The 24,483-nt window shown below is 42.9% G+C and carries 20 protein-coding genes; 14 read left to right on the top strand and 6 right to left on the bottom strand.

Features of this window, described 5'->3' with window-relative positions; translation table 11 throughout:
• Window positions 1-288 precede the first annotated feature (288 nt).
• A complete protein-coding gene (locus HWQ39_RS12290) occupies window positions 289-963 on the bottom strand; it encodes a DUF1997 domain-containing protein (RefSeq protein ID WP_292844789.1) in 675 nt (224 codons plus the stop codon).
• Between the two features lie 178 nt (window positions 964-1,141).
• Between HWQ39_RS12290 and HWQ39_RS12285 the strand changes: the two genes are divergently transcribed.
• Window positions 1,142-1,798 (top strand): NAD(P)H-binding protein, encoded by a 657-nt coding sequence (locus tag HWQ39_RS12285; protein ID WP_292844786.1) that lies wholly within the window; start codon window positions 1,142-1,144, stop codon window positions 1,796-1,798.
• Window positions 1,799-2,439: 641 nt separating this feature from the next.
• On the top strand, window positions 2,440-3,084 hold the full coding sequence (locus tag HWQ39_RS12280; RefSeq protein WP_292844783.1) for a glycoside hydrolase family protein: 645 nt from the start codon (window positions 2,440-2,442) through the stop codon (window positions 3,082-3,084).
• 14 nt (window positions 3,085-3,098) lie between these two features.
• Here HWQ39_RS12280 and menH read toward each other — a convergent pair whose 3' ends face one another.
• The 5 genes from menH to metG all read right to left on the bottom strand — a co-directional run bounded on the left by menH (window position 3,099) and on the right by metG (window position 8,209).
• A complete protein-coding gene (gene menH, locus HWQ39_RS12275; protein WP_292844780.1) occupies window positions 3,099-3,917 on the bottom strand; it encodes a 2-succinyl-6-hydroxy-2,4-cyclohexadiene-1-carboxylate synthase in 819 nt (272 codons plus the stop codon).
• 48 nt (window positions 3,918-3,965) lie between these two features.
• Window positions 3,966-4,367: a metal-sensitive transcriptional regulator gene (locus tag HWQ39_RS12270; RefSeq protein ID WP_292844777.1), complete on the bottom strand. Its 402-nt coding sequence runs from the start codon at window positions 4,365-4,367 to the stop codon at window positions 3,966-3,968.
• Between the two features lie 233 nt (window positions 4,368-4,600).
• Window positions 4,601-5,809, bottom strand: a complete 1,209-nt coding sequence (lptC, locus tag HWQ39_RS12265; protein ID WP_292844774.1) for an LPS export ABC transporter periplasmic protein LptC — start codon at window positions 5,807-5,809, stop codon at window positions 4,601-4,603.
• Window positions 5,809-6,438, bottom strand: coding sequence for an NYN domain-containing protein (locus HWQ39_RS12260; protein WP_292844771.1), 630 nt, complete (start codon window positions 6,436-6,438; stop codon window positions 5,809-5,811). Before HWQ39_RS12260 ends, lptC begins: the two co-directional genes overlap by 1 nt.
• A 166-nt stretch (window positions 6,439-6,604) precedes the next feature.
• Window positions 6,605-8,209 (bottom strand): methionine--tRNA ligase, encoded by a 1,605-nt coding sequence (metG, locus tag HWQ39_RS12255; RefSeq protein WP_292844769.1) that lies wholly within the window; start codon window positions 8,207-8,209, stop codon window positions 6,605-6,607.
• Between the two features lie 379 nt (window positions 8,210-8,588).
• Between metG and HWQ39_RS12250 the strand changes: the two genes are divergently transcribed.
• The 12 genes from HWQ39_RS12250 to HWQ39_RS12195 all read left to right on the top strand — a co-directional run bounded on the left by HWQ39_RS12250 (window position 8,589) and on the right by HWQ39_RS12195 (window position 24,447).
• The gene (locus HWQ39_RS12250; RefSeq protein WP_292844765.1) at window positions 8,589-9,314 is read left to right on the top strand and encodes a 1-acyl-sn-glycerol-3-phosphate acyltransferase; all 726 of its coding nucleotides are present in this window, start codon (window positions 8,589-8,591) and stop codon (window positions 9,312-9,314) included.
• 154 nt (window positions 9,315-9,468) lie between these two features.
• The gene (locus HWQ39_RS12245) at window positions 9,469-10,296 is read left to right on the top strand and encodes an alpha/beta fold hydrolase (RefSeq protein ID WP_292844762.1); all 828 of its coding nucleotides are present in this window, start codon (window positions 9,469-9,471) and stop codon (window positions 10,294-10,296) included.
• Window positions 10,297-10,555: 259 nt separating this feature from the next.
• Window positions 10,556-11,170 carry a nuclease-related domain-containing protein gene (locus HWQ39_RS12240; protein WP_292844759.1) on the top strand — a complete coding sequence of 205 codons (615 nt, stop codon included), beginning with the start codon at window positions 10,556-10,558 and terminating at the stop codon, window positions 11,168-11,170.
• A gap of 354 nt (window positions 11,171-11,524) precedes the next feature.
• On the top strand, window positions 11,525-12,691 hold the full coding sequence (locus HWQ39_RS12235) for an EcsC family protein (protein ID WP_292844756.1): 1,167 nt from the start codon (window positions 11,525-11,527) through the stop codon (window positions 12,689-12,691).
• Between the two features lie 161 nt (window positions 12,692-12,852).
• On the top strand, window positions 12,853-14,334 hold the full coding sequence (locus HWQ39_RS12230) for a leucyl aminopeptidase (protein ID WP_292844753.1): 1,482 nt from the start codon (window positions 12,853-12,855) through the stop codon (window positions 14,332-14,334).
• 270 nt (window positions 14,335-14,604) lie between these two features.
• Complete coding sequence (gene plsX, locus HWQ39_RS12225) at window positions 14,605-15,627, top strand: phosphate acyltransferase PlsX (RefSeq protein WP_292844751.1); 1,023 nt, start codon at window positions 14,605-14,607, stop codon at window positions 15,625-15,627.
• A 113-nt stretch (window positions 15,628-15,740) separates the two neighbouring features.
• Window positions 15,741-16,733 (top strand): beta-ketoacyl-ACP synthase 3, encoded by a 993-nt coding sequence (locus tag HWQ39_RS12220; RefSeq protein ID WP_292844748.1) that lies wholly within the window; start codon window positions 15,741-15,743, stop codon window positions 16,731-16,733.
• A 94-nt stretch (window positions 16,734-16,827) separates the two neighbouring features.
• The gene (fabD, locus tag HWQ39_RS12215) at window positions 16,828-17,727 is read left to right on the top strand and encodes an ACP S-malonyltransferase (RefSeq protein ID WP_292844745.1); all 900 of its coding nucleotides are present in this window, start codon (window positions 16,828-16,830) and stop codon (window positions 17,725-17,727) included.
• A gap of 97 nt (window positions 17,728-17,824) precedes the next feature.
• Complete coding sequence (locus HWQ39_RS12210; RefSeq protein WP_292844742.1) at window positions 17,825-19,804, top strand: HET-C-related protein; 1,980 nt, start codon at window positions 17,825-17,827, stop codon at window positions 19,802-19,804.
• Window positions 19,805-19,889: 85 nt separating this feature from the next.
• A complete protein-coding gene (locus HWQ39_RS12205; RefSeq protein WP_292844739.1) occupies window positions 19,890-21,806 on the top strand; it encodes a DUF4157 domain-containing protein in 1,917 nt (638 codons plus the stop codon).
• 62 nt (window positions 21,807-21,868) lie between these two features.
• Entirely contained in the window at window positions 21,869-22,480 is a 612-nt protein-coding gene (locus HWQ39_RS12200) for a HEAT repeat domain-containing protein (protein WP_292844735.1), read from the top strand.
• 608 nt (window positions 22,481-23,088) lie between these two features.
• A complete protein-coding gene (locus HWQ39_RS12195) occupies window positions 23,089-24,447 on the top strand; it encodes a Rieske 2Fe-2S domain-containing protein (protein ID WP_292844732.1) in 1,359 nt (452 codons plus the stop codon).
• The last annotated feature ends 36 nt before the right edge of the window (window positions 24,448-24,483 follow it).

Below are 24,483 nucleotides of genomic sequence, written 5' to 3'. Positions count from 1 at the left end.
TTTATTAAGGTTTAGTGTAAGCGATCGCACAAAATAGGTAAGTGTAGTATTTTATCATACACAGAACCCCAAGAAGTTAAAGCTATTCTTTAACTCTTTGGGGTTCTTTAGGAATGAAAGATAATTTACCGAAGATGAGATCAGGAGTCACACATGGTTGCTTGAGATTAACTCTGCCAAGATGGTTTCAAGTGCTGAGTAATGAGTAATGAGTAATGAGTAGTGAGTTATGGAGATGAAAGAGATATAACTCCTGCCCCCTGCTCCCTGCTCCCTGCTCCCTTCCCTTCAGCGTTTTTGCTTGGAATTGGCAGCGAAGGGTATTCCTAAAGATTTATGAAAATCTTGCTGAACTTTGCGAGTTAAACGACGGGAGACTTGACGGACGATTTGATTCAGTAAGCGATCGCCTGTAGATTGAACTATAGACTTGGGTAATCGCTGGATAAACCGGGGAAAGTGAAGATAAACTATTAAATCTAATTCCCATTCAACCCTTGTAACCTCACCAATACTAGTAGAAACATCGGTTTTGACTAACTGTAGAGATGCCCGATAGTCTACGTCATAACCAGGCGGTTGGTAGTCAGGAATAGGGATTGTACGGATGCGGTAAATACCCTCCTCTGGAGGCAGCAATTCCAAACCAATTTTCGGTTCTACTTCATAACCAAAAGAACCAAAACGACCAATCATTAAGGCATAGCCATTTTCCCCAAGTGATTGTACCTTCATGGGTTCAGCGCAGCGCGAAAACCATGAAGAGTGAGCGTTGAGATACTCAGCAACTTTCTCGACTGGGGCAGCCATTTCCATACAATCTTGATAACGACCGTAAAATTTTGTGAGCGTCGCTACATTTGTTTCTGTTAAGGTGTCCTTGGTTTCTTCTGGGGTGGACACTACAGGTAAAACTGCTTCTGTTATTTCCCAGGATTTATATTCGCCTTTTCTTGAAAGCATAAATGCATTACTGTATATTTTGGCGTTGATCTATATTAATAATTCCCCACACTCCTGGGTCATTTCGCATTCAGATCCCATTTTGACCGAAACCTCATTAATCTACCATCAACTCCATAGAATTACTAAAATAAAGAACTGAACAAGCACACAATAGTTTCCCAGGATAGCATTTCTTATGAAAGCATTTGTAGCAGGGGCAACAGGTGAAACAGGTCGCCGGATTGTGCAAGAATTGATCGCCCGGAACATTCCCGTCATCGCTCTAGTGCGGGATATAGAAAAAGCTAGGGGTATTCTGTCTCCTGAAGCCGAATTGGTAGTAGGTGACGTGTTACAACCAGAAAGTTTAACTGCTGCGTTGGGAGATAGCACAGTTCTGTTGGTTGCTACTGGGGCAAAACCGAGCTTTGACCCCACTGGCCCCTATAAAGTGGATTTTGAAGGGACTAAAAATTTAGTAGATGCTGCAAAAACAAAGGGAATTGAGCATTTTGTCTTGGTTTCTTCTTTGTGTACTTCCCAGCTTTTCCATCCACTAAACTTGTTTTGGCTGATTTTGTTGTGGAAAAAACAAGCTGAAGAGTATATCCAAAAAAGTGGTCTTACTTATACAATTGTGCGGCCTGGTGGGTTGAAGAATGAAGATAACTATGACCAGATCGTAATGCAGAGTGCAGATACACTGTTTGACGGTAGTATCCCCAGACAGAAAGTCGCCCAAGTTGCTATTGAGGCACTGTTTGAAGCAGATGCACGTAATAAAATTGTCGAAATTGTTGCCAAACCGGAAGCAGCCTCAAAAAGCTTTAAGGAGCTATTTCAACAGTGTTGATATTCCACGGGATTCTATTCCCATCCCCAAAATGAGCGGCTCACATCTTCTCAGAAAAGCGATTGTCAATTAGCTGATCTAAATTGACCATCCATTGATTCCACTCCCTAAAGCGATCGCTCTTTCTTTTACAACTTACGGTGTACACACAAGGCCTGCAAGGGTTCCAACCCTTCCAGCCCCATAAATACCCAAATTTTGGGTAACTAGAAACTCCATTTATCCCGCTAATTTTAAGACTAGTAGTCTGCTAAGGGAATTTTGCGTGGTGGCAAGCAGAGGGGCAGAGGTGCGGAGGTGCAGGGGGGAAAGAACTTGTACAAATCTCTCCTCTGCTCCCCTGCTCCTCTGCCGACCTCCACCCAGCAATTTTGGGTTGGCGAACTACTAGGACAACGAAACCAAGTTTTAGGTGGGATTTCAAGACTTGTGTGTACACCGTAGCCTTTACAACAGAGAAGCGATGAGCAAATCGGGAATAATAACTAACAATCAGGTGTGAACTTTGTCAGAATGAGTTCGTCGATGATTTTTGTTAGCAAAGAGAGCGAATTTGAAGGAGTTACACTCTGAAAGGCTTTGAATTCAAAGGTGTTGAAAAACTTATTGGCCCAATAGCCGCGCTTCTTGGCTTTGTATATTTGTTGCAATGGTATATTGGAGACTTGCGATCGCCTTCCGATCCCATCTTTGAAAATAAACAGCCGCCTTTGGTCATGAAACAGGGCGACCCCTATATCCGCGCCTTAATGCGAACCATCTCGGCGAGTGAGGCTAGTGGGAACCGTCCCTATTCGCTGTTATACGGTGGACAGCAAGTCAACGACCTCAGCCGACATCCTGAGATATGCATCACAATTGTCACAGGCCCCAACACAGGTAATTGTTCTACTGCTGCTGGCAGATATCAAATTATCAACATTACTTGGTATCGTTTAGCCCCCCGTTATCACCCAAAACCAATGCAGATGATGTTTTGGACTGCTTATAGTTTTGAAGCGGAATATCAAGATGTAGTAGTTTACCGTTGGTTAAGTGATTCTAAAGTTTGGGGAGTTGATATTTCTCAACTGTTGCGCCAGGGAAAGTTAAATGATGTTTTGCGGCGACTCTCTCCCACTTGGACAAGTCTGGGATATGGCTTAGAAACTAATTCTGTTAGTAGTTCTTTGCCTAAGGTTTATCAGAAAATGTTACAAGAAGAATTAACAGCAGCAAAGCAACCAACTCGCCCAAATTTGACACCATCTCCAACTCCTTCTAGCAAAGCAGTAAAGAAGCAGTGAAGTTATCCTAATTTTTAACTTGCTGGGGACAGAAAAATTTTGATATTTTCCACAAATGCCAAGGTATTTTCAAAGTGGATATTATGTCCAGCATTACTAATTATTTTTATCTGAGCAAATTCACATATTTTAGTCATTTCTGTATTAATAGATAAAAATTTTTGATCGCATTCACCCACTAGTAAAAGCATGGGAATTGTATTGAATTGTAGCTTTTCCCATAAAGAAGGCTGACATCCAGTACCCATAAAGCGTAGTGATTTAGCTAATTCCTGTGGATTGTTCTGCAACCGACTTTTTACCATGCGATCGTATTCTGGATGATTTTTTATATAACCAAAAATCGGCTGATTGTACCAATGTGATAGAAAAGCTGCAAGATCGCTTTTTTCAAGACTTATTGTTAATTTTTTCGCTATTTGCTGATCAAGCTTAATGCGTTCTAATTGTTCTGCTTCTGTTGGTAAACCTGGGGAAGCTGACTCTAAGACAACTTTATAAAAACGTTCGGAAAAATGCAAGGCAAGGTATAAAGCCAATCTTCCACCCATTGAATAACCAACTAAAAAGCATTTGGCAATTTTTAACTCATCTAATAAGTTAATTAAAGCATCAGCAGTGTTAGCCATTGTATAGTAATCTTCCTCACCCAAAACTTGAGTTTTACCGTGTCCTGGGAGGTCAATTGTTAAATAATCAAAATCGTCAGATAGTAATTTTATGGGTTCATCAAATTCATCTATGTTACCCATGAACCCGTGCAGAAAAAGAATTAGTGGTTTGTTGAATTTGCCAATTAAAGAATAATGAAAATGATATTTTTTTAGGATCATAGTCTACTTAGTCACGATCGCTACTGTATATCATTATTTTTCTAATTTTTAAGGTAAAAACCGATCTAAAGCAGCTTTTAACTGTTTAATTTCAACGTCAATATTGCCCTCTTGTGCGGCTCTAGCAATACACTCAGTTAAATGTTCATCCAAAACAATTCGCGCTACCCGATCTAGTGCGCCGCGTACTGCGGCAATTTGCAGTAGAACATCAGGGCAAGGGGTACTTTGCTGCACCATTGCCTTAATACCACGAACATGTCCTTCTATACGCGATAATCGATTGACAATCCGCCGTAAAGACTCTTCGCTATGGATGTGAGGATGAGCCGATTCTCCAGTTCCATGAGTATGCTCTGTATGCTCGTCATCTGTATCGTGATGGTAAGAATGTTCTACTTGCTGGGATGTTGGCAAGGATTCCTTACCTAATCGGTTTGCTCCATTCATGGTTTATCAAAGGACTTGTAGTAATAAGATCCTAGCCTAGTACTCGACCAAAATTTATAAGTGGGGAGTATGAGGGAGAGTTGGAATTTTGTTCATCCTCTCAAAGAATCGTTCATCTAACTCAAACATGGTAGCTCTTGTGGGGTGTGCGACACGAGAGCCTAGTCTATAAGGCGGGAAGCTGCCCACTCCACAATATTGGATAACTTATTCCTTGGAGTTCCCTAACTTGACTACCGACGATTAGCTCTTTCTTGGGGAATAATCTCCGTTACTACCCTACCGCCAGAACTGCCGCCTCTGACAACAATATTTTCTGTTTGCAGATTACCAACAGCTGTTTCACCTGCAAAATTTAACGGTGGATCAACTTGTCGATAAGTTACATTTCCTTGAGCTTCAACTAACTTATTGTCTAAAAACCAAGTTAATGAATTGGATCTCAAAGACTGGCGACGTTGACCAACGGCGTTGACGTTACCTGTTAAATAAACGATTTTTCGCGGTATGATCATTTCACCTTGATTGGATGTCACTGTGACATTTTCGGCACGCTGGAACATTCGCGTAGGCGAGTTTGTGGTTACGGTTTCTGTGTTCATGTTCCAGATCATAGAGTTACTAGCTATTTGCAGTGGTGGGTCTAGTAAATCTAGTTGAGCATTTTTCTGGACAGTGGCAATCTTTGTTTTTAAGTTAACTTCGGCATAATTTCCCTTGCCGCGATCGCTAATTTTATTATTTTTATAGCGGTCAATTTGAATAGGGCGATCGCCAATCAGTTTTTCTTCTTTAATATTCCAAATTAAATGTTCGGTTCTAACCTGCATTTGGGGATCGGTGGAATTAGCTATTACCCCTCCAGAAAATTCCATGCGCTGTTCGCGGGTTTTAACTCGTGCTTCCTGTGCTACTGCTTGTAGTTGTTTATGAGTACCATTAATCTGGTTGCGGACAATTAACAAATCTTCTTGAGGACGCCATTCTAATTCGTTGCCTTGCAACACAATCCCATTACTGGGATCTGTGGCAAATATCTTACCCTTAAGAAACAACTGCTTGCCATCTTGTTGAATATCTGCTACATCTGCCTTGATTTTGTAAACTACTTTGCCATCTTGGTATAGTTCACCATAAGGACTTTCCGCCTGACCAATTTCTTTTTCTTTGGTATATTTTGCCCGTGTAGCCCTGACTTTCCAAATCGGTCTTCCGACTTCATCTGCTTGTTCTAGGGTGACACCAAAGAAAGTTAAATTACTATCTGAATTAGATGAAGCCTCAGTATTTTGTTGAGAAGCTGGGGGAGATTTGCCCCCACAAGCAACTAAACCAAATACCAAGAAAAAAGTTAAAGGTAAAATAAGAAAGGAGGGAGCGGAGGAGAAATTTTGATTTTTTCTCTCTTCCTTTCTCCCTCTTTTATGAAACTTATACGCCATTATTCTTGGATTTCTAAATGTCCATCACTACTTCTAGGATCTTCCAAAAAGCCGATCCCCGATAAGGGACGGTATGGATAGCTTTGGCGAGGGGTTTTTTGAATATCCTCTTTGATGGCTTCTAAATCAATGTAGCGATCGCTAACATTAATTAAGCTATCGCTGGTCATGGAACGCAAGCTGACGACTTCTACCCGCACGCCACGATAGCTGACTGAATTTACCGCATAAGCTAAATCCCCATCACCGCTAACTAAAACTGCGGTATCATAAGAATCTACTAGTGCCATCATATCTACTGCTATTTCTACATCCAGGTTAGCTTTTTTAGAGCCATCTGGTAGCTGTACCAAATCCTTCGCAATGACTCGATAGCCATTGCGACGCATCCACAGCAGAAACCCCTGTTGCTTCTCGTTTGTCCGGTCTACACCTGTGTAGAAAAAAGAGCGCAGTAGTCTAGAACCTCCGGTTAATCGACATAATAGCTTGGTGTAGTCGATTTCAATCCCTAGTTGCAGTGCAGCGTAAAATAGATTTGAGCCATCTATAAATATGGCAACTCTACCCCGATTCTCCAAAACCTGTTCTGGCGTAAAGATTGAATCGTTTTCCAAATTATGCAACATCGTTGTGATACCTCAATTTTTATCCCTGTTATTTTTGATACAAATTACCAACTTTTAGATGCTAGTCACAGCGGCTTATGATAATGTTCCGCAGCTGATTTAAATTCAGCCACGATAAATTTTGTGAGAAAATAAGAAATTGAACAAAATCAGAGTTTGATAAGGACTAATCGTTTTTCGGGGTTTCTATTCGCTGAAAAACCGGTTGGGATCTACCCAAAGGTTGTTTACTAGATAGTATTCCCCATGTCGCATGAATGGCAAAAGGAGCGGTAACTGAACTTTGTTTTTGATCGTTAAAGTTTATTCCGAAGCCCAGTTGCAGATAAATATCGCTACTGATGTTAGGAATAATTGGGGATAGCAGATAAGCTGCTAGTCTAACTGATTCTAGAACTGCGTAGAGAACCTTTTCCACTGATTCCTGCTGTCCCTGTTTATATAATGACCAAGGAGCTTGCTCATCAATAAATTTATTACTGGCTTGCGCCAGGGAAAGGATAGCCTCACAAGCTTGGCTAAAAGCTAGCTCTTGGTATGCTTGTTTCACCTGTTTGCCCAGACGTAAACCAATTGCTTTCAAAGGATTTTCGTCAGGAATCGCTTCATTGCCAATTGATGGGACATTATTCTCAGCACAGTATTTCTTCACCATGCTCAAGGTGCGGTTGAGCAAATTACCTAAATCATTTGCCAAATCTGCATTCAGAACATTAACGAACCTAACTTCATTAAAATCTCCATCCTTGCCAAATTCGATTTCCTTAAGGAAGTAATAACGAACGGCATCACTACCATAGCGTTTAACTAACGCAACAGGATCAAGGGTGTTACCCAGACTTTTGCCCATCTTCTGCCCGTCTTTGGTCAAAAAGCCATGCCCAAATACTCGTCCTGGCAAGGGTAAGTCAGCCGACAACAGCATTGCTGGCCAATAAACTGCATGGAAGCGGAGAATATCTTTACCAATTAGGTGCAAATTAATCGGCCACCATGTTTTTAAAGCATTTTCTAAAGTCGGTTCTGCGTCTGGTTCTAATAATGCTGTGACATAACCTAGCAGCGCGTCAAACCAGACATAAAGGGTGTGCTTGGGATCAACTGGTACGGGAAAACCCCAATCTAGATTTACCCGCGAAATTGAAAAGTCTTGTAGCCCTTGATTTACAAAGCTGAGGACTTCGTTACGCCGACTTTCTGGTTGAATAAAATCCGGTTTAGATTGATAAAATTCTGTCAGCTTATTTTGATATTTAGATAAGCGGAAAAAATAGTTTTGTTCGTCTCGCCACTCCACTTCTTTGTTAGTATGAATCGGGCAACGGTGTCCTTCTAGCAGATCCCGTTCTTCTTTGAATTCTTCGCAGGATACGCAGTACCAGCCTTGTTGTTGTCCCTGGTAAATATCACCAGATTTCCAGACTCGCTCAAAGAATTCTTTGACGATCGCTTCATGACGAGGGGCAGTAGTCCGACTAAAGCGATCGTATTGAATATCTAGTAACTGCCATAAACTCACGAAGCTAGGGACAATTTCATCACAAAACTCTTGTGGTGCTTTGCCTAAACTTTCTGCCGATCGCTGAATTTTTTGCCCATGCTCATCTGTACCTGTTATTAGTAATACCTGATGTCCCAGTAATCTCTGAAATCGTGCCACGACATCGGCTGCGATCGTCGTGTAAGCACTACCTATATGGGGTACATCATTTACATAATATAAAGGTGTGGTCAGCGCAAATGTGTTTGTTGTTTTATTCACTAGATTCATACAAAATAAAAATTAACTTATTAAAACGTTTTACATTTTAGCTTTTGGTGGCAAAACCACGCAATTATACAATATTATTCCTGTTTTTTTCAATAACATGTTTATACTAGCAAATTTATCAGGTCAAGAATTGTTTTGTAATAGACATCAATTAAATTCATTTTTACCTAAAAAATGGAAATTAACTAATCATAATTTTTATAAATAGTTTCTATTAGATATTCTTGTGATCGAGAATACAAAATTGAGAACGCAAAAAATCTCATTGCTTTTGTCGATTAGATATTTCTATCTTAAGACGGTCATGGCAATAGTAAAGAAATGTAAAAATTAAATTAAGATAAATCGCCATATTTACCGGAAGATATATTGATTAGGTATGAATCGAAATAGCCCCCTAGAGATTTCTCGCGCTTTGGTGGCGGCATTCTCAACGCAAATGTTTCGCTATTATGAGGATCGCATTCCCCAGGATGCTAGCGTGTTGGTAGTCAGCAATCATCGCAGCTTTATGGATGCACTGATTTTAATGGCAGCGTTATCGAGTCCGATTCGCTTTGCTTGCCATCACTACATGGGACAAGTCCCAATCATGCGGGAGATTGTCACCGGTCAATTGGGGTGTTTTCCCTTGGAGGATACTCAAAACCGCCAGCAAAGCTTTTTTTCGCAGTCGGAGTTGCTATTGCAATCTAAGCAGATGGTGGGAGTATTTCCAGAAGGGACAGAACCAATGGTGAAATTTACTCAACCAAATTATCTGGGTAAGTTTCAACGGGGATTTGCTCATTTGGCATTACGAGCTGATGTACAGGATTTAGCTATTTTACCGATCGCGATCGCCTCTTTAGAAGAAGTCAACACTTCCGGCTTCCCCTTAAAGCTTTTGAGTGTATTTGACCCTTCAGAACCCTTATTTAACCAAGGTGGTTGGCATCCTTTGGTAATTTATCGCCGGGTTGCGGTGTTAATCGGTCGTCCTTATTGGATTACGCCCCAATATCATCAAAAATATTATGGCAAACAAGCTAGAACTGTTGTGGCTGAACTGACAGAACACTGTCATAGTGAAATTAGCAATTTGCTGCATCAAGGTTGCTATTAGAGCCATTCGATTTTGGATTTTGCCCACGACTTTTAGTCTCTTGCTCTCAAAGGATTATTTGTTTTTGGTCAAAAACACCAAACTTCACTCAAAAGCAACAATCAACAGTCCAAAAGTTTTATACCATTGACCAATGACTAATGACTAATGACCAATGACTATTTCTGAAGTTGAGCTAAAGCCTTGTTTTCTGACTCCTGAACGAGTACAGCCAGAGTATCCGCTGTTGGTATATTTACCTGGAATGGATGGAACAGGTCAACTATTGCGATCGCAGACTGCTGGATTAGAAACTGGCTTTGATGTGCGCTCTTTGGCGCTCCCCCGGAAAGACCTTAACACTTGGGATATGCTAACGAAGAGTGTATTGGACTTGATCGACGCCGAATTAGAAAAAAGCTCTCAGAGACCAGTTTACCTGTGTGGTGAGTCCTTTGGTGGTTGCTTGGCAATGAAAGTAGCAATCCAAGCACCCCATTTATTTAAGCGAATCATTTTAATTAACCCAGCTTCATCCTTTCATCTCCGCCCTTGGTTAAGTTGGGCATCCCAACTAACTTACTTAGTGCCATTAGGATTGTATGATGTTGGCGCACTGGGATTATTACCATTTTTAGCATCTTTGTCACGCATTTCTCGCAGCGATCGCCATGAACTGCTGAAAACTATGCGTTCTGTCCCAGTTGAAACGGTTCTTTGGCGGTTGTCTTTACTGCGAGAGTTTCATATTGATGAGGAACAGTTAGGTAATTTGACTCAACCAGTTTTGTTAATTGCCGGTGGTAGCGATCGCCTTTTGCCTTCTGTAACGGAAGTGAAGCGGATAGCAAATATTTTACCAAATAACAAGGTTGTGGTATTGCCCAATTGTGGACATGCTTGCTTGTTAGAAAAAGATACTAATCTCTACGAAATTCTTAATGATAACGAATTTTTAGAAACTAAAGCTGATATGGGTACAGGGCTAGAGGTGAGAGGATAGGCTGAGGTGTGATGCTTACGGCGGGCTGCGCCTACGCGTTTCATCAGTTAATATACTGAAAATGTGGTTTCATAGTATTTTTTTTGCTTTTTCTGGGAACCCTAAAAATGGCGATCGCTGATAAAGGGGATCAAAATTTTATGAAAACTCTTCAACAATCACCTCACTTAGAGCAGTATTCCAACAGAAAATAGACACCAAAAAATCTACTAAACACCAAGAAATTCATGAAACATTAGGTGATGCCTTTTTGGGTGGGTTGGGTTCATTCATATTTGAATTTAAACAAACCACAAATAAATTCAAAGGCAATATGGGAGAATGGGGAGTATCACTACTTTTACAATTTTTTCCAGATACATGGGTGATATTTAATAATGCTTTAGTCCCTACTAACTCCGGCTCTTTAACGGAAATAGACCATCTAATCATCGGTGAGGGTGGTGTGTTTTTAGTAGAGGTCAAAACCTGGAAAGGGTCATTTAGCGCTTATAAAGATAAATGGAAAAGGCGTGTAGGTAACAACTGGGTAGCAGTTTATGATAGTCCAACCTCTCAAAGTCTTTACCATCAAAAAATGTTTAGTCAGTGGATTATTTCATTAATTTCTAACCTTCCTGATGGATTTGTTGTTGCTCCAGTAGTCTTCCCAATTGCTAAATGGATAGGAGCAAATGATTGCTCAGTTCCAGTTTTACAAGGTATCCCTGCACTTCTACAGATGATAAATAATTCTCGTGATTGTTTAACACCAATGCAAGTACAGGGAATTGCCCAAGCCATTGAAAATTTTACACTTCCTACAAATACTACCCCAACTCCTAAACCAATTCCAAAGCCTAAACCTGTTAAGCGCCAGAATCATACAAGTTAAGTAAGTGCGATCGTATTTTGGCAGGACTTACACCTGACAATTCAGGTCATCTAGAAAACCTCTCTCTAAATCTCTCTCCTAAAAGGAGAGAGACTTTGAATTTTCCCCCTTATCGCGTCGGTAAGGGGGTTAGGTTTTTGGCGGACTTTTCCACATAACGTGAAAAGTCAGGACTTACACAAACAATAGCCGAAAGAAAGATTTTCTTCTTACGGACAATTTATGAATTGAATTGACTTTCTGTAAAAGCGTGACAGGAATTATTGATCTATAACTTGTACTTCTTGGCAGATGTCAAGCCACTCAAATTTCGCTACAAAAAAGAGAGAGGCTTTAGCAAGATGGTGTCAAGGAATGGCAGACAAACCCCAAGAAGTAAAAGTGAACAAATCAGTTAATTCACCCAGAGAAACTTCAGAAGTAGGAATCCAGACTCAATCATCAATAGAAAATGAACCGTCTGTATTAGAGTCTTTGATTAAAACTGTTGCTCAGACTGGCCTAACAGTTTTAGACACAGCAGTAGGAGTGGGAGAAGCAACGGCAAAAGAAACACATAAGTTTATTGAGCAAACAACTCAAACCAGTGGTCAGGTTGTGAATCGCCTCAGCGAAAATTGGCTGATTAGAAAACTATCTGGAGTATTAAATCTCAATTGGCTCATTAACGATACTAACCTTGTTGATTTAGAACAAGCAGAAGCGGCGGTAAATAAGCTTAAGAAACAGTATCCAAATGAATCACCCAGCCAGCTTGCTCACCGAATCATGGTGGAAAAAGCAACTCAAGCAGCCACAGTTGGACTAGCCACTAGTTTTTTGCCAGGAATAGCAGTGGCATTGTTGGCAATTGATTTAACAGCCACAACAAAATTGCAGTCAGAAATGCTTTATCAAATTGCATCTGTCTACGGGCTAAATTTAAACGATCCTGCCCGTAAAGGTGAGATTTTGGCAATTTTTGGATTGGCTTTGGGTGGAGGGCGTTTGTTGAAAGCCGCAGGATTAGGCTTGTTGCGAAATGTGCCCTTAGCGGGTGCGGTAATTGGAGCTAGTTCAAATGCAACGATGATCTATTCATTGGGTTATGCTGCTTGTCGATTTTACGAAACCAAGCTGGATGAATCAACATCTCTGGCATCGCCTCAGACATTGGCAACATTAAAAGCCGAGAGTGAAAAGTATCTAGAAAGTGCGATCGCTCAACAAGTCATCATGGATCAAATCTTAGTTCACATGATCCTTGCTAGTCATCCAGAAAAGACTTGGAAAGAAATTTTACCAGAATTAAAAGCTCTAAACCTGACTCCTACCTCGTTGGATGCCATTGGCCAAAATATCAAATCACCTCAACCTTTAGATATATTGCTCAATCAACTGAATCGTGATTTTGCCATACCCTTATTGGCTCAGTGTTACAAAATTGCCCAGCTTGACAATCAGATTACACCAGTTGAGCAAAAAATAATCGAAGCGATCGCCAGCAAATTTGACATTGACACAAATAAAATTGAAGGATAGGGCATTGGGCATTGAAAAGAGGCAGAGGGGCAGGGTGCGGGGGCGGAGGGGAATAATTCTTCTCCCTGCTCCCTGCCTCCCCCAGTCCCCAATCCCTCCCCATGAAAACAGAATTTTGAGCAATACTGGTACAGGAAGGAATATTTACACAAAATCCCAAAATGACAATTCAACCTAGTGATAAGCCTTTGCTAGAATGGGCAGGCGATAGTTTGGCAATTGGATTATTTGAAGATGCAGTAGAGTTAACCGGAGAACTAGCTACTTTAGATCAAAAGTTTGCTGGGGTTTTAAAAGAACTAATTGCTGAAGAAGAATTTAAAGGTAAAGCCAACAGTACTATTTTCACCCGTGTAAATGCTGGTAGCCCAGTGCGGAAATTGATTTTGGTCGGTTTGGGTAAAACAGATGGGCTAAAGCTAGATACTCTGCGCCGCGCTGCTGCTACTGTCGCCAGGGTAGGGAAAAAGCAAAAAAGCAAAATTCTAGGATTTAGTTTTCCATTATGGAACAACGATCCAGCAGCCAGTGCCCAAGCGATCGCCGAAGGTGTAGAATTGGCACTTTACCAAGATACTCGCTTTAAATCCGAACCAGAAGATAAAGGTTCACAAATAGAAAGTATAGATTTATTAGGTTTTGGTGGACAAGAAACCGCGATTACCCGCGCTAATCAAATCGTTTCTGGGGTAAATTTGGCACGGCAGTTAGTAGCAGCGCCAGCCAACGCGGTAACACCAATTACTTTAGCGGAAACTGCTCAAGCGATCGCAAAAGAGTACGGTTTACAACTGCAAATTCTAGAACGGGAAGACTGCGAAAAGTTGGGCATGGGTGCTTTTTTAGGAGTTGCCCAAGCTTCCGATTTGCCACCGAAATTTATTCACCTAACTTACAAGCCAGAAGGTACACCCAAAAAGAAATTAGCAATTATTGGTAAAGGTTTAACCTTCGACTCCGGCGGACTCAACATTAAAGGTGCTGGTAGTGGCATCGAAACCATGAAAATTGACATGGGCGGTGCAGCTGCCACCTTGGGTGCTGCAAAAGCAATTGCTCAAATTAAGCCAGATTCGGAAGTTCACTTTATCTCAGCGGTGACTGAGAACATGATTAGCGGTCATGCCATGCGCCCAGGAGACATTCTCACAGCATCAAACGGCAAAACAATCGAAGTGAACAACACCGACGCAGAAGGACGTTTGACCCTAGCAGATGCTTTGGTGTATACCGACAAATTGGGCTTAGATGCGATCGTTGATTTAGCCACTCTGACTGGTGCCAACGTCATTGCCTTGGGTGAGGATATTGCTGGTTTGTACACTCCCGATGATGGTGTAGCTTCCCAAATCGAAAAAGCTGCGGAAATTTCAGGAGAAAAGATTTGGCGGATGCCAATGGAAGAAAAATACTTTGAAGGACTAAAATCTGGTATAGCGGACATGAAAAATACAGGCCCACGTCCAGGTGGTGCAATTACCGCTGCCCTTTTCCTCAAACAATTCGTCAAACAAACTCCTTGGGCACACATAGATATTGCTGGCCCAGTGTGGACAGATAAAGAAAATGGCTACAACGGCGCAGGGGCAACTGGCTACGGCGTTCGGACACTAGTTGATTGGGTTTTGGGTGCTGGGGATTAGGGACTGGAGACTAGGGAGCAGGGGAGGCAGGGAGCAGGGAGCAGGGAGCAGGGAGAAGAATTAATTATTCCCTCCGCCCCCCGCACCCTGCCCCTCTGCCTCTTTTGAATGCCCCATGCCCCATGCCCAATACCAAACAATTCGTGCTATCTTGAGCTAGCCAGCAAAAATTGTTGCAATCGTAACAGAAGTAATTTGGCGGTCAGAAAGTTAAGCTTTTTCGGCAAAGCCATCTGGTAAAATTTGTAAGGTTTCTAGAAGCTGTGAGCAATGGGATCGACTCGCATACGGATCGCAATTGACGCAATGGGAGGGGATCACGCACCCGCTGAAATCGTTGCTGGCGCATTGCGAGCAAGGGAAGAATTGGGTGTAGATATATTGTTGGTTGGTGATCCCCAACAAATAGAAGCTGCCTTGCCATCAAAAACAAGTTTAGGGCAGGTGGAGATCGTGACTGCTGAAGAAGCGATCGCTATGGATGAGGAGCCTTTAAATGCAGTTAGACGCAAACGCAAGGCTTCGATCAATGTGGCGATGGATTTAGTTAAGCAGCAAAAGGCAGATGCCGTATTTTCTGCGGGTCACTCTGGGGCAGCGATGGCATCAGCTTTACTCCGCTTAGGACGATTGCCGGGAATCGATCGCCCAGCGATCGGGACTGTTTTTCCCACAATTATTGCTGGTAAGCCAGTGTTAGTACTTGATGTCGGCGCAAATGTAGATTGCCGTCCCAAGTTTTTAGAGCAGTTTGGGGTTATGGGGTCAGCTTACAGTCAGTATGTCTTGGGTACAACTGAACCGAAGGTGGGTTTGCTAAATATCGGTGAAGAAGACTCTAAAGGCAATGATGCAGCCGTCCGCGCCCACCAACTGCTACGCGAAAATTCTCAAATTAATTTTATTGGCAATGCCGAAGGGCGTGATGTGCTTTCCGGCCGCTTTGATGTGATTGTCTGCGATGGCTTTGTCGGCAATGTATTATTAAAATTTGCCGAAGCCGTCGGAGAAGTGATTCTGCAAATTCTGCGGGAAGAATTACCCCAAGGATTGCACGGTCAAATCGGTTCAGCACTCTTAAAACCAAACCTGAAGCGGATTAAGCAGCGAATGGATCACGCAGAACATGGTGGTGCATTGCTGTTAGGCGTGGCAGGAGTCTGTTTTATCGGTCACGGTAGCTCACAAGCTCCTTCAATTTTTAATGCAATTCGCATGGCTAAAGAAGCTGTTGATAACCAGGTGATACAACGAATTCAGTCCCAATATATCCTAGAGCGCGAGAGCGGTTAGTCATTGGTCATTAGTCATTAGTCATTGGTCATTTGTAAAGGACAAAGGACAACTGACAAAGGACAACTGACAAAGGACAAAGGACAAAAAGGCTGATACTTGGGGGATTAGGAGTGCAAAACTTAGGCGTAGCAATTACCGGAAGCGGCTCGGCAGTACCAGCAACTTCCTTACACAACCAGACATTGAGTGAAGTAGTTGAAACCTCAGACGAGTGGATTACCACAAGAACGGGAATTCGTCAACGGCGATTAGCATTGCCATCTGAGTCCTTAAGTGTACTCGCCACTGCCGCCAGTAGTCAGGCGATCGCATCTGCGGGAATTAAACCAGAAGACCTAGACCTGATTCTGCTGGCGACTTCCACCCCGGATGATTTGTTTGGTAGTGCTTGTCAAGTCCAGGCTCTATTAGGAGCCAGCAACGCAGTAGCCTTTGACTTGACAGCTGCCTGCTCCGGCTTTGTATTTGGTCTGGTGACAGCAGCCCAATACATTAGAACTGGTACGTACAAAAATGTACTTTTGATCGGGGCAGATATCCTCTCTCGCTGGGTAGATTGGCAAGATCGGCGCACTTGTGTATTGTTTGGAGATGGTGCAGGGGCAGTAGTATTACAGGCTGCCAAAAGCGATCGCTTATTAGGATTTGCACTTAAAAGTGATGGCACTCAAAACCATCACCTCAACCTTGCTTATGCAGGCGCTTCCCAAGAACTGCTCCCTAATGTAAATATCACCAAAGGCACTTACCAACCGATTACGATGAACGGCAAAGAAGTTTACCGCTTTGCTGTCCAAAAAGTGCCAGAAATCATAGATAAAGCCTTGTTTCAAGCCAACCTCAGGGTCGATCAAATAGATTGGCTGTTGTTGCATCAAGCCAATCAGCGGATTATCGATGCCGTTGCCCAACGCCTGAATGTCCCTGAACATAAGGTTATCAGTAATCTCGCCCAGTACGGCAATACCTCAGCTGCTTCCATCCCCTTAGCTTTGGATGAAGCGGTACGACAAGGTAAAATTAAACCCAATGACATCGTTGCTGCATCCGGCTTTGGCGCTGGTCTTACCTGGGGTGCAGCGATTTTTCAATGGGGAAGATAATATTTTGTCCTTTGTCATTAGTCATTTGTCCTTTGTTAATGACCAATGACCAGTGACAAATGACCAATGACAAATGACAAATGACTAATGACCAATGACTAAAACTGCATGGGTGTTTCCCGGACAAGGTTCTCAAACCCTGGGAATGGGAATGGACTTATTAGATATACCTGCCGCTAAAGACAAATTTGCCCAAGCCGAAGAGATTTTGGGTTGGTCTGTAATCGAAATCTGTCAAAACGAAGAAGAAAAGTTATCACAGACACTATACACCCAGCCAATTCTTTATGTGGTAGAAAGTATTCTTGCCGATCTTCTCCGCGAACAAGGACACCAGCCAGATTTAGTTGCTGGTCATAGTTTGGGAGAGTATACTGCCCTTTACATTGCGGGTGTATTTGAGTGGTCAGCTGGTTTATATCTAGTAAAGCGTCGTGCAGAACTCATGGATAGCGCCTCAGGTGGGATGATGGCAGCTTTGATCAACTTTGACCCCGAACAGTTAGAAAAAGTAATTTTCCAAACACCTGATGTGGTACTGGCAAATGATAATAGTTCAGTTCAAGTAGTAATTTCAGGTACGACTGCGGCTGTACAAGCAGTGATGACTCAAGTTAAAGCAAAGCGTGCGATTCCGCTAAAAGTTTCTGGAGCATTTCATTCACATTTAATCGCACCAGCAGCGGCAGAATTCCAAGATATTCTAGAATCTGTGGAATTTCAGCCAGCGATTGTGCCAGTGTTGTCTAATGTAGAACCAATTCCGTCTATTGATGCCGAGATTTTAAAGGAACGCCTCAACCAACAAATGACTGGTTCTGTAAGATGGCGAGAAATTTCTCTACAACTCCCAGCTAACGGCATCCAGCGAGTGGTGGAAATTGGCCCTGGTAAAGTCCTAACTGGCTTGATTAAACGTAATAGCCCCGATTTAATATTAGAAAACATTCAGAGTGCTGCTCATTTACCAGACTCAGTGCTGAGTCCTGAGTAATGGGTATGAGCAAGATAATTTACACTTAAGTCGATAGCGATCGCCACTCAACAAACTGTATAATTAGGCTCAAGAATCTGCCTGAGGTAAAGGTGAGATGAGCCAGCGAATTGGACGCAACAAATCAGCCGCATCAACTTTTACGAATCCATCGCTTGCCTCCCCAGGTATTACCACACTAGCGAACCCAATCCGCGCCTTTGGTTCAGAAGTCAATACTAGCCCTTCCCAAATAGCAACTAAGCTAACGTCAGACCTTCAAGAGGCTCAGTCTGCTGATGAGCAACTCTCGGAACCAGAAGCAATCAAAGAAAAGCCCCTTAGTCACGACATTAGCCGCATATCCTTGCGTCGTCCTCAAGCAAAACTAGACAAGTACGAACCTGTAAAAAATACATTGACTCCTTTGGTACAGCAAACAGGAGATGCTCTAGCCAGCCACAAAGTCGTTCAACGCTATCAGGCTGGTGAATCAGGACATGCCTCGATTGAGAAGAAAGGCTTGATATTAGCTGGTTTCACCGCCGATGAAGCCGCAGACGCTTATTTGGGGAACTGGATGCGCGATTTATCACAACTCGGCCCAGATATGTTTCCCCTGGTCGAACTCCTGGGAATGGGTGAATTTGGTAAGCCAATCGACCAGAGTAAACTGGGGACTTATGTTCCTTCAGAACACATGGATAATCCCGACGGAGGTAATACCGTCGAAGACCCGACTTCAGCAATCAGCACAAAGGATGTTGATGCTCGTAATGAAAATAAAAAGCAGTTGTCCGACTCCCAAAAGAAAGACCAAGAAGCCGCCGATGCAGCCTATGCCGACATCAAAGCCGCTGCTGCCAAGAATCATCTGCCAGCTTATATCGAGCGCGGCAAGTTTATGGCTAAGAGAAAGTTGGTAGAAGCAATCAAAAAAGGTGACACTCCAGAAGGGCGGGAAGAGATGAGCAGCGCTTTACACGCTGTAGAAGATTATTTTTCCCATACCAACTTTACTGAGGCAGCCATCTGGGTACTGGCAAAAGAAAACCCAGCTAAATATAAACCCCTGATGGCTAAGATGTCCGAAACAACCTTAGGTACAGGTACAGCAACGGTAGGTGGATTGGACAAAAAAGGACTACCCCAAATTGTCAGCGGCACTTATGTCTCAGGTGCTAATAATATGGTCAGTAAAATTGAATTACTCAAAATCGAATTAGAGAGTGGGGCTTTGACTGTAGCCCTGGTGAAAGGCTTGATGATGAAGGCAGGAATTACAGCCGATGTTCTGGCCAACAAGCTAGGTGACAAGATGGGAATCAAGCCGATTCTCCGTACTGTCGAAGGTGGGATTGGTGCAGTGGTGGGTGGTGTAGAAGGAGCGGTTAAGGGTGCTACTAGCGGCGCGAGAACAGGCGGGGCAGCAGGCCGCAAAATCGGTGGGCTTTTTGGTAGCCTTGGCGAGGTTGTGGGAGAAGAAATTGGCGAACAAGTTGGTGGTGTAGTTGGCGGTGTCTCCGGTGGTGTATCTGGTGCGAGAACAGGCGAGGCTGCGGGTGAAGAAATGGGCGAACAGGATGCCGAAGCCATTATTAAGGCAGCTGGCTTTACGATTAAAGGCGGTATGGCCGTAATTACGACCGGGACTGTAGCCACCTTACTTGTACTCTTCCCAAAAATTGCAGCGGGTCTGACCACAGTTGTCGCTATGGCGCAGAGTAAATTAGGACAAAAATTATTAGATGCATCTGCCGAGAAGAAAATAGCGGAGTCTGCAAAGGAGGCGAAAGCTAAAGGGTTAACTGGCCCGACTCACTCAGAGCTTGCCAAAGATGCGCCCGACCACCCGCTTTTTGATGCTTCTGCTTCGCTGGCTGTAGAGGCAGTGAAAGGAATTGGTGTTGCCATGAAGACAGCCTGGGCACAGAATAAAGCGAATCTTCCCTCAGCCGAGCCTGTTGGTACAGAGGGAGTTACGAGCCAGGTTGATAAATATGTCTGCGCTTTAGATGGCGATGGGTGGTGGCGACCCATTATCGAGAAACAAGCAATGGCGGCTGGTATTACTACTGCTGATGGTGTCCAGAAGTAATAATTTCCACTTAAGTCGATAGCGATCGCAATTAGACAAATTCTATAATATCCGTTAATCAGAATATTGATGGAGGAAAGGTGAGATGAGCGATGTCGGACGACAAGCCACTGGAGTTCTACGCACGCTTGGGCATCAGAAATCAGCCACATCAACTTTTAGCAATCCTGCCCTTGCCTCCTCAACTATTCCTACACTAGCTTCTCCAACACGTGGCTTTGGTTTACAAACAAATAGTGATTCAATCCAAAGACTAGCTGAGGCATCAATTGACCTTCAAGAGGTGCAGCCTATTGATGAGCTATTGGAACCACAAGCTATCAAACAACAGCCCCTTAATCACGACATTAGTCGCATATCCTTGCATCGTCCCCAGGCAAAACTTACAGTTGGTGCGCCAGACGATTATTATGAGCAGGAAGCCGATAAAGTCGCCGAGCAGATCATGCGAATGGCTCAACCTGAACCCATAGGTTTACAAAATACACAGACTCAAGACCAAGTACAAACTAAACCTCTAGCAGCCGCCATAACTCCCTTGGTGCAACGGGAAGCAATGCCAGAAGAAGAAGAGGAATTGCAGACAAAGCGATCGCTACAACTCGCTACCAATGGCAGCTTCCAGACTGAGGATAATTTTGAGGCTCGACTAAACAGCAGTGAAAGTGGAGGCAGCCCGTTACCAGATACGGTACGCTCCTATATGGAACCCCGCTTTGGTGCTGATTTTAGCCAAGTGCGCGTACATACAGGCAATGAATCGGTACAAATGAATCGGGATTTGAATGCTCAGGCGTTTACGCACCAGCAAAACATTTTCTTTAGTGCAGGTAAGTCACCAGGTAATGATGCATTAACCGCCCATGAATTGACTCATGTAGTACAGCAGACAGGTGCAGCCCAGAGAAAATTAATTCAACGGGCAATTAACCCCACATACGACCTGACTCACGGTACTTTTGAAGTCAATGCCACACCAAACGGGGCGAGTCTACCGATTACTATTCGTTTCAAACCCAAAACCACCGCCCCCTACTCTAACCAAATTGGACTGATTCAAATTGTGCGTTTGACAAATGCTACAGGCACAAACGTCGAACCTCAGTCTTTACCTGCGGCTCGTGGTGCTAGCCTACGCACCACTGCTGATGCCACCACAGGAGTTGAGGGCGGATATTTCACTGATGCACTGCATAATGATGCACCTGCCCACGGTGGTACAGGAACCAATGCCCCAGCCGGAAGTGCCTTACCTGCTCAGTATCCCTTTGGCAACGACCCAGCCCAACCCAATCCAGCAACCCCTGGACTGTCGCGGCCTTCCTCCAGTGGTGCAAGCGGAGCCACTATCGGTTACAAACGCTCCGATGACCCCACCGACATCAAAGCCGCAGAGCTAACCGACGCTCCCGGAGGGGCTGGTGAGTTCAACTTCGACTTTCAGACGGTGGCTAAGGGAGAAGACACCATGACAACTTACGGCGCGCTTCATTGGGGCTTCCAGATTCGGGCTGGTAAAGTTGAGAACGATCAGGCATCAGCACAGGATGGGCAATCTGCCACTTTTGATGCGGCTCTGGAGAAGCATCGAGATTTTTACGTACATGAACCAGTTATTTTCTACTTTGATTTTGATAACGACCAACTCAGTTCCAGCGAAACAGGCAAAATCGATACATTCCTGGATTACCTGCGGCGCTTCCCTGACGTAAAAGTTACTCCCGAAGGTTTCGCTGACAGACGCGGCGGTGCTTCTCAACACAACCTGGATTTATCTTTACGCAGAGCGCAGGCAGTTGGAGCAGCTTTGCGTGCTAAGGGTGTAGCTGAAACTCAAATTAGTGCTGTAACCATCGGCTCTGGATCAACCGAAGACTTCACCCCAGATGCCACTACTAACCAAGATAAAGAAGCAAATCGTCGGGGCAATCGCCGGGTTGTTTTGAGCTTTCAGCATGTGCCAGTAGCAGCACCAGCCGGTGGAGGAGGAGCAACACCGTGATCTGGAGAACGGCAGGAATATTCATGACAGTTTTGATACTGGTCGTTGGAGGAAATTTGTATATGAATAATCAAGACGCGACTGCAACACCTATGGAGCAGATTAAAGCACGGCTCTATTCAGCAGATCAAGACACTAGCGCTTTAGCTCTGGGTGAATTGATCCGTTTAGGCAAACAAGCTACCCCTATTTTGTTGGAAGCCTTGACTAATTCCAATCCCCGTACCCGTCGGCTTGCCGCCGAGGGATTGAGCGAAATTGGCGACCCCGCCAGTGCCGATGCTTTGTTCCAAGCTACCCATGACACGAATCCAGAAGTACGCGCCCGTGCTGCCACTGCCCTATATACATTAGGGGATAAACGTGCATTGGCCGCTTTGGTTGCTACCATTGATGATTACCCTGATATACTACACAATCCCTACACAGCTTCGATGTATCCTTTAATGCGAGGGGGGAAAGAAGTTTTACCTTTGGTTGTTCCTTTGCTGCAAGCACCCAATGATTCGACTCGTGAACGGGCTTTTTTGATTGTTAAAGCTGTGGTGAGTAAGTTACCCCAAGGGCATGACTGGAATAAGTTGTGGCAGAGTTTAGGAAGTTATGATCCTGTAGGGTCACAGGCAGAACGCGATCGATCTGCTCAACAATGGGAGCAATGGGTGAGTAAATAATTACTTTAGCTGTAGCCAATTTTAAGACATTGACTATGGATCAATACGGTTTAGTTAAGGGCTGCAACAATTTTGGGGTTTTGAGACGCGATAAATCGCCGTCTCTACAAGTGTTTTGTTGTTCATTCTGTATGGATGGTCAGCAGTAGGGAAAATATTATACTGAATTGTCTATTTCAATAAATGTATTATTTAATTATTTTGATAAAGCTTGTATCAGTAATAAACGAGTAAAACAATATTTGTGCCGGAAGAGGGTTGTAAATATTCCTAAAAAATTGTATATAGAATAAATATTTGAGATAGCCTTCTGTAAAGTACAGCAATTTTCAAGTAAATGAAGTAGAAAATGCAGAACTCAAAATTAGACTAAAGAGTTTCTACTTCCTGCGTAAAACCCATAACTTTGTACTTCATGTAATAGAAAACTGCTTTAATTGCAAAAAAATTAAGTATACACGCCTCACAGCTAAGTGTAGTGGTGGTGAATTCTACTATTAATTATTAGAGTTCAGCAGAGAAAATTGGACTAAGAACAAATGCAACTACCGCTACCAAATTGGATAATTTCTGCTGAGGAATAGACTGATATAACTCTGGAGAAAAATATGATATTAGAAACAAAAAAAATAGAGACGACACCTAAAAATTCTACTTTCGAGACTCCTGAATCTCAGTCAGAATTTGATTGGAGAGAATGTTGGTATCCTGTATGTTTTCTCCAAGATTTTCCTATAAATCGGCCTTATAGATTTTCATTATATGAGGAGCCTTTTGTTTTATTTAAAAACACAGATGGACAGATAATTTGTTTAACAGATCGTTGTGCCCACCGTGCAGCTAGACTGTCTGATGGACAAATTATTGATGGTAGAATAGAGTGCTTGTATCATGGTTGGCAATTTGGCCAAGATGGTAAATGTTTGCATATTCCCCAGTTATCAAAAGAAGCAAAAATTCCTATTAATGCTTGTGTATCATCCTTTAAAGTTATAGAACGTCAAGGAATTATTTGGATTTGGGCTGGTGAAGCTGAAGCCGCTGTTGATGAGTTAATACCAACTGTACCAGATTGGGATAAACCAGAATGTTTTAACTTAGATTACATGCGAGACTTGCCTTACGATCAAAGCTATTTTATTGAAAACGTTATTGACCCCGCGCATATTCCTATTAGTCATGAGGGCATATTTAGCGATCGCACTGAAGCCCAACCACTAGAAATAGAAGTCCTTGAGAGTTCCCATCAAGGAATTAGTGGAAGATATCGAAAGACAAAAAAACCCAATCAGCCCTGGCAATTATTAGACTTTGTTGCTCCAAACTTAGTTCTTTACAGACTTGGGAATGAACAGGAAAATAGATTTTTGGGAACAGCTTTGTATTCAATTCCCCTCGGTAGAAATAGATGTCGGATTCTCGTCAGAAATTATAGTAACTTTTTTGATTTGAAAACGAAGTTGATGCCTCCTTGGCTAGATCATATAATCACCCGTAACAAAGTCTTGGAAGGTGATTTGCAAATAGTTGTTGAACAAAAGGGGCAAATTGAGCGGTTAGGAAAAAAATTAAAAGAATTGTATTTACCGCTCAAAACATCAGATACATTAGTCGTTGCCTATCGCAGGTGGTTAGATAAATACGGCTCATCTTTGCCTTTTTATCAAGGTTATTCTACTGCCAAAAATATTGATAATAGCGAGGATAATAAACATTTAAAAACCTTAGATCGATTCTCACAACACACACTGATTTGTAATTCTTGTAACCAAGGTTATCGCTTAACCAAACAATTACAACAAAGCTGTATAGGAGTTGCGATCGCTTTCGCTTTTATCGCAATACTTACAGATACTTCTGGAATAAAAATAGCCGCAGTATCTACTTCTATAACATTAATTATTTTGGCAGTTATGGCTCAGAGACTCAAAACTCAATTTGAGGATTCCTATACTCGCCATGAATAAATTGGTGTTGCACTAGCTCACTCAATTACTGTGACA

It is taken from the genome of Nostoc sp. NMS8, assembly GCF_017115045.1.
GTDB lineage: Bacteria > Cyanobacteriota > Cyanobacteriia > Cyanobacteriales > Nostocaceae > Nostoc.
Note: the sequence above shows the minus strand (reverse complement) of the source record. Positions and strands in the feature narration are given on the sequence as shown.

What these genes read in the sequence shown, in the direction of transcription:
- HWQ39_RS12290 (WP_292844789.1), bottom strand. Translation starts at nt 963, where the DNA reads ATGCTTTCAAGAAAAGGCGAATATAAATCCTGGGAAATAACAGAAGCA.
- HWQ39_RS12285 (WP_292844786.1), top strand. Translation starts at nt 1,142, where the DNA reads ATGAAAGCATTTGTAGCAGGGGCAACAGGTGAAACAGGTCGCCGGATT.
- menH (WP_292844780.1), bottom strand. Translation starts at nt 3,917, where the DNA reads ATGATCCTAAAAAAATATCATTTTCATTATTCTTTAATTGGCAAATTC.
- HWQ39_RS12270 (WP_292844777.1), bottom strand. Translation starts at nt 4,367, where the DNA reads ATGAATGGAGCAAACCGATTAGGTAAGGAATCCTTGCCAACATCCCAG.
- lptC (WP_292844774.1), bottom strand. Translation starts at nt 5,809, where the DNA reads ATGGCGTATAAGTTTCATAAAAGAGGGAGAAAGGAAGAGAGAAAAAAT.
- HWQ39_RS12260 (WP_292844771.1), bottom strand. Translation starts at nt 6,438, where the DNA reads ATGTTGCATAATTTGGAAAACGATTCAATCTTTACGCCAGAACAGGTT.
- metG (WP_292844769.1), bottom strand. Translation starts at nt 8,209, where the DNA reads ATGAATCTAGTGAATAAAACAACAAACACATTTGCGCTGACCACACCT.
- HWQ39_RS12250 (WP_292844765.1), top strand. Translation starts at nt 8,589, where the DNA reads ATGAATCGAAATAGCCCCCTAGAGATTTCTCGCGCTTTGGTGGCGGCA.
- HWQ39_RS12245 (WP_292844762.1), top strand. Translation starts at nt 9,469, where the DNA reads ATGACTATTTCTGAAGTTGAGCTAAAGCCTTGTTTTCTGACTCCTGAA.
- HWQ39_RS12235 (WP_292844756.1), top strand. Translation starts at nt 11,525, where the DNA reads ATGGCAGACAAACCCCAAGAAGTAAAAGTGAACAAATCAGTTAATTCA.
- HWQ39_RS12230 (WP_292844753.1), top strand. Translation starts at nt 12,853, where the DNA reads ATGACAATTCAACCTAGTGATAAGCCTTTGCTAGAATGGGCAGGCGAT.
- plsX (WP_292844751.1), top strand. Translation starts at nt 14,605, where the DNA reads ATGGGATCGACTCGCATACGGATCGCAATTGACGCAATGGGAGGGGAT.
- fabD (WP_292844745.1), top strand. Translation starts at nt 16,828, where the DNA reads ATGACTAAAACTGCATGGGTGTTTCCCGGACAAGGTTCTCAAACCCTG.
- HWQ39_RS12210 (WP_292844742.1), top strand. Translation starts at nt 17,825, where the DNA reads ATGAGCCAGCGAATTGGACGCAACAAATCAGCCGCATCAACTTTTACG.
- HWQ39_RS12205 (WP_292844739.1), top strand. Translation starts at nt 19,890, where the DNA reads ATGAGCGATGTCGGACGACAAGCCACTGGAGTTCTACGCACGCTTGGG.
- HWQ39_RS12200 (WP_292844735.1), top strand. Translation starts at nt 21,869, where the DNA reads ATGAATAATCAAGACGCGACTGCAACACCTATGGAGCAGATTAAAGCA.
- HWQ39_RS12195 (WP_292844732.1), top strand. Translation starts at nt 23,089, where the DNA reads ATGATATTAGAAACAAAAAAAATAGAGACGACACCTAAAAATTCTACT.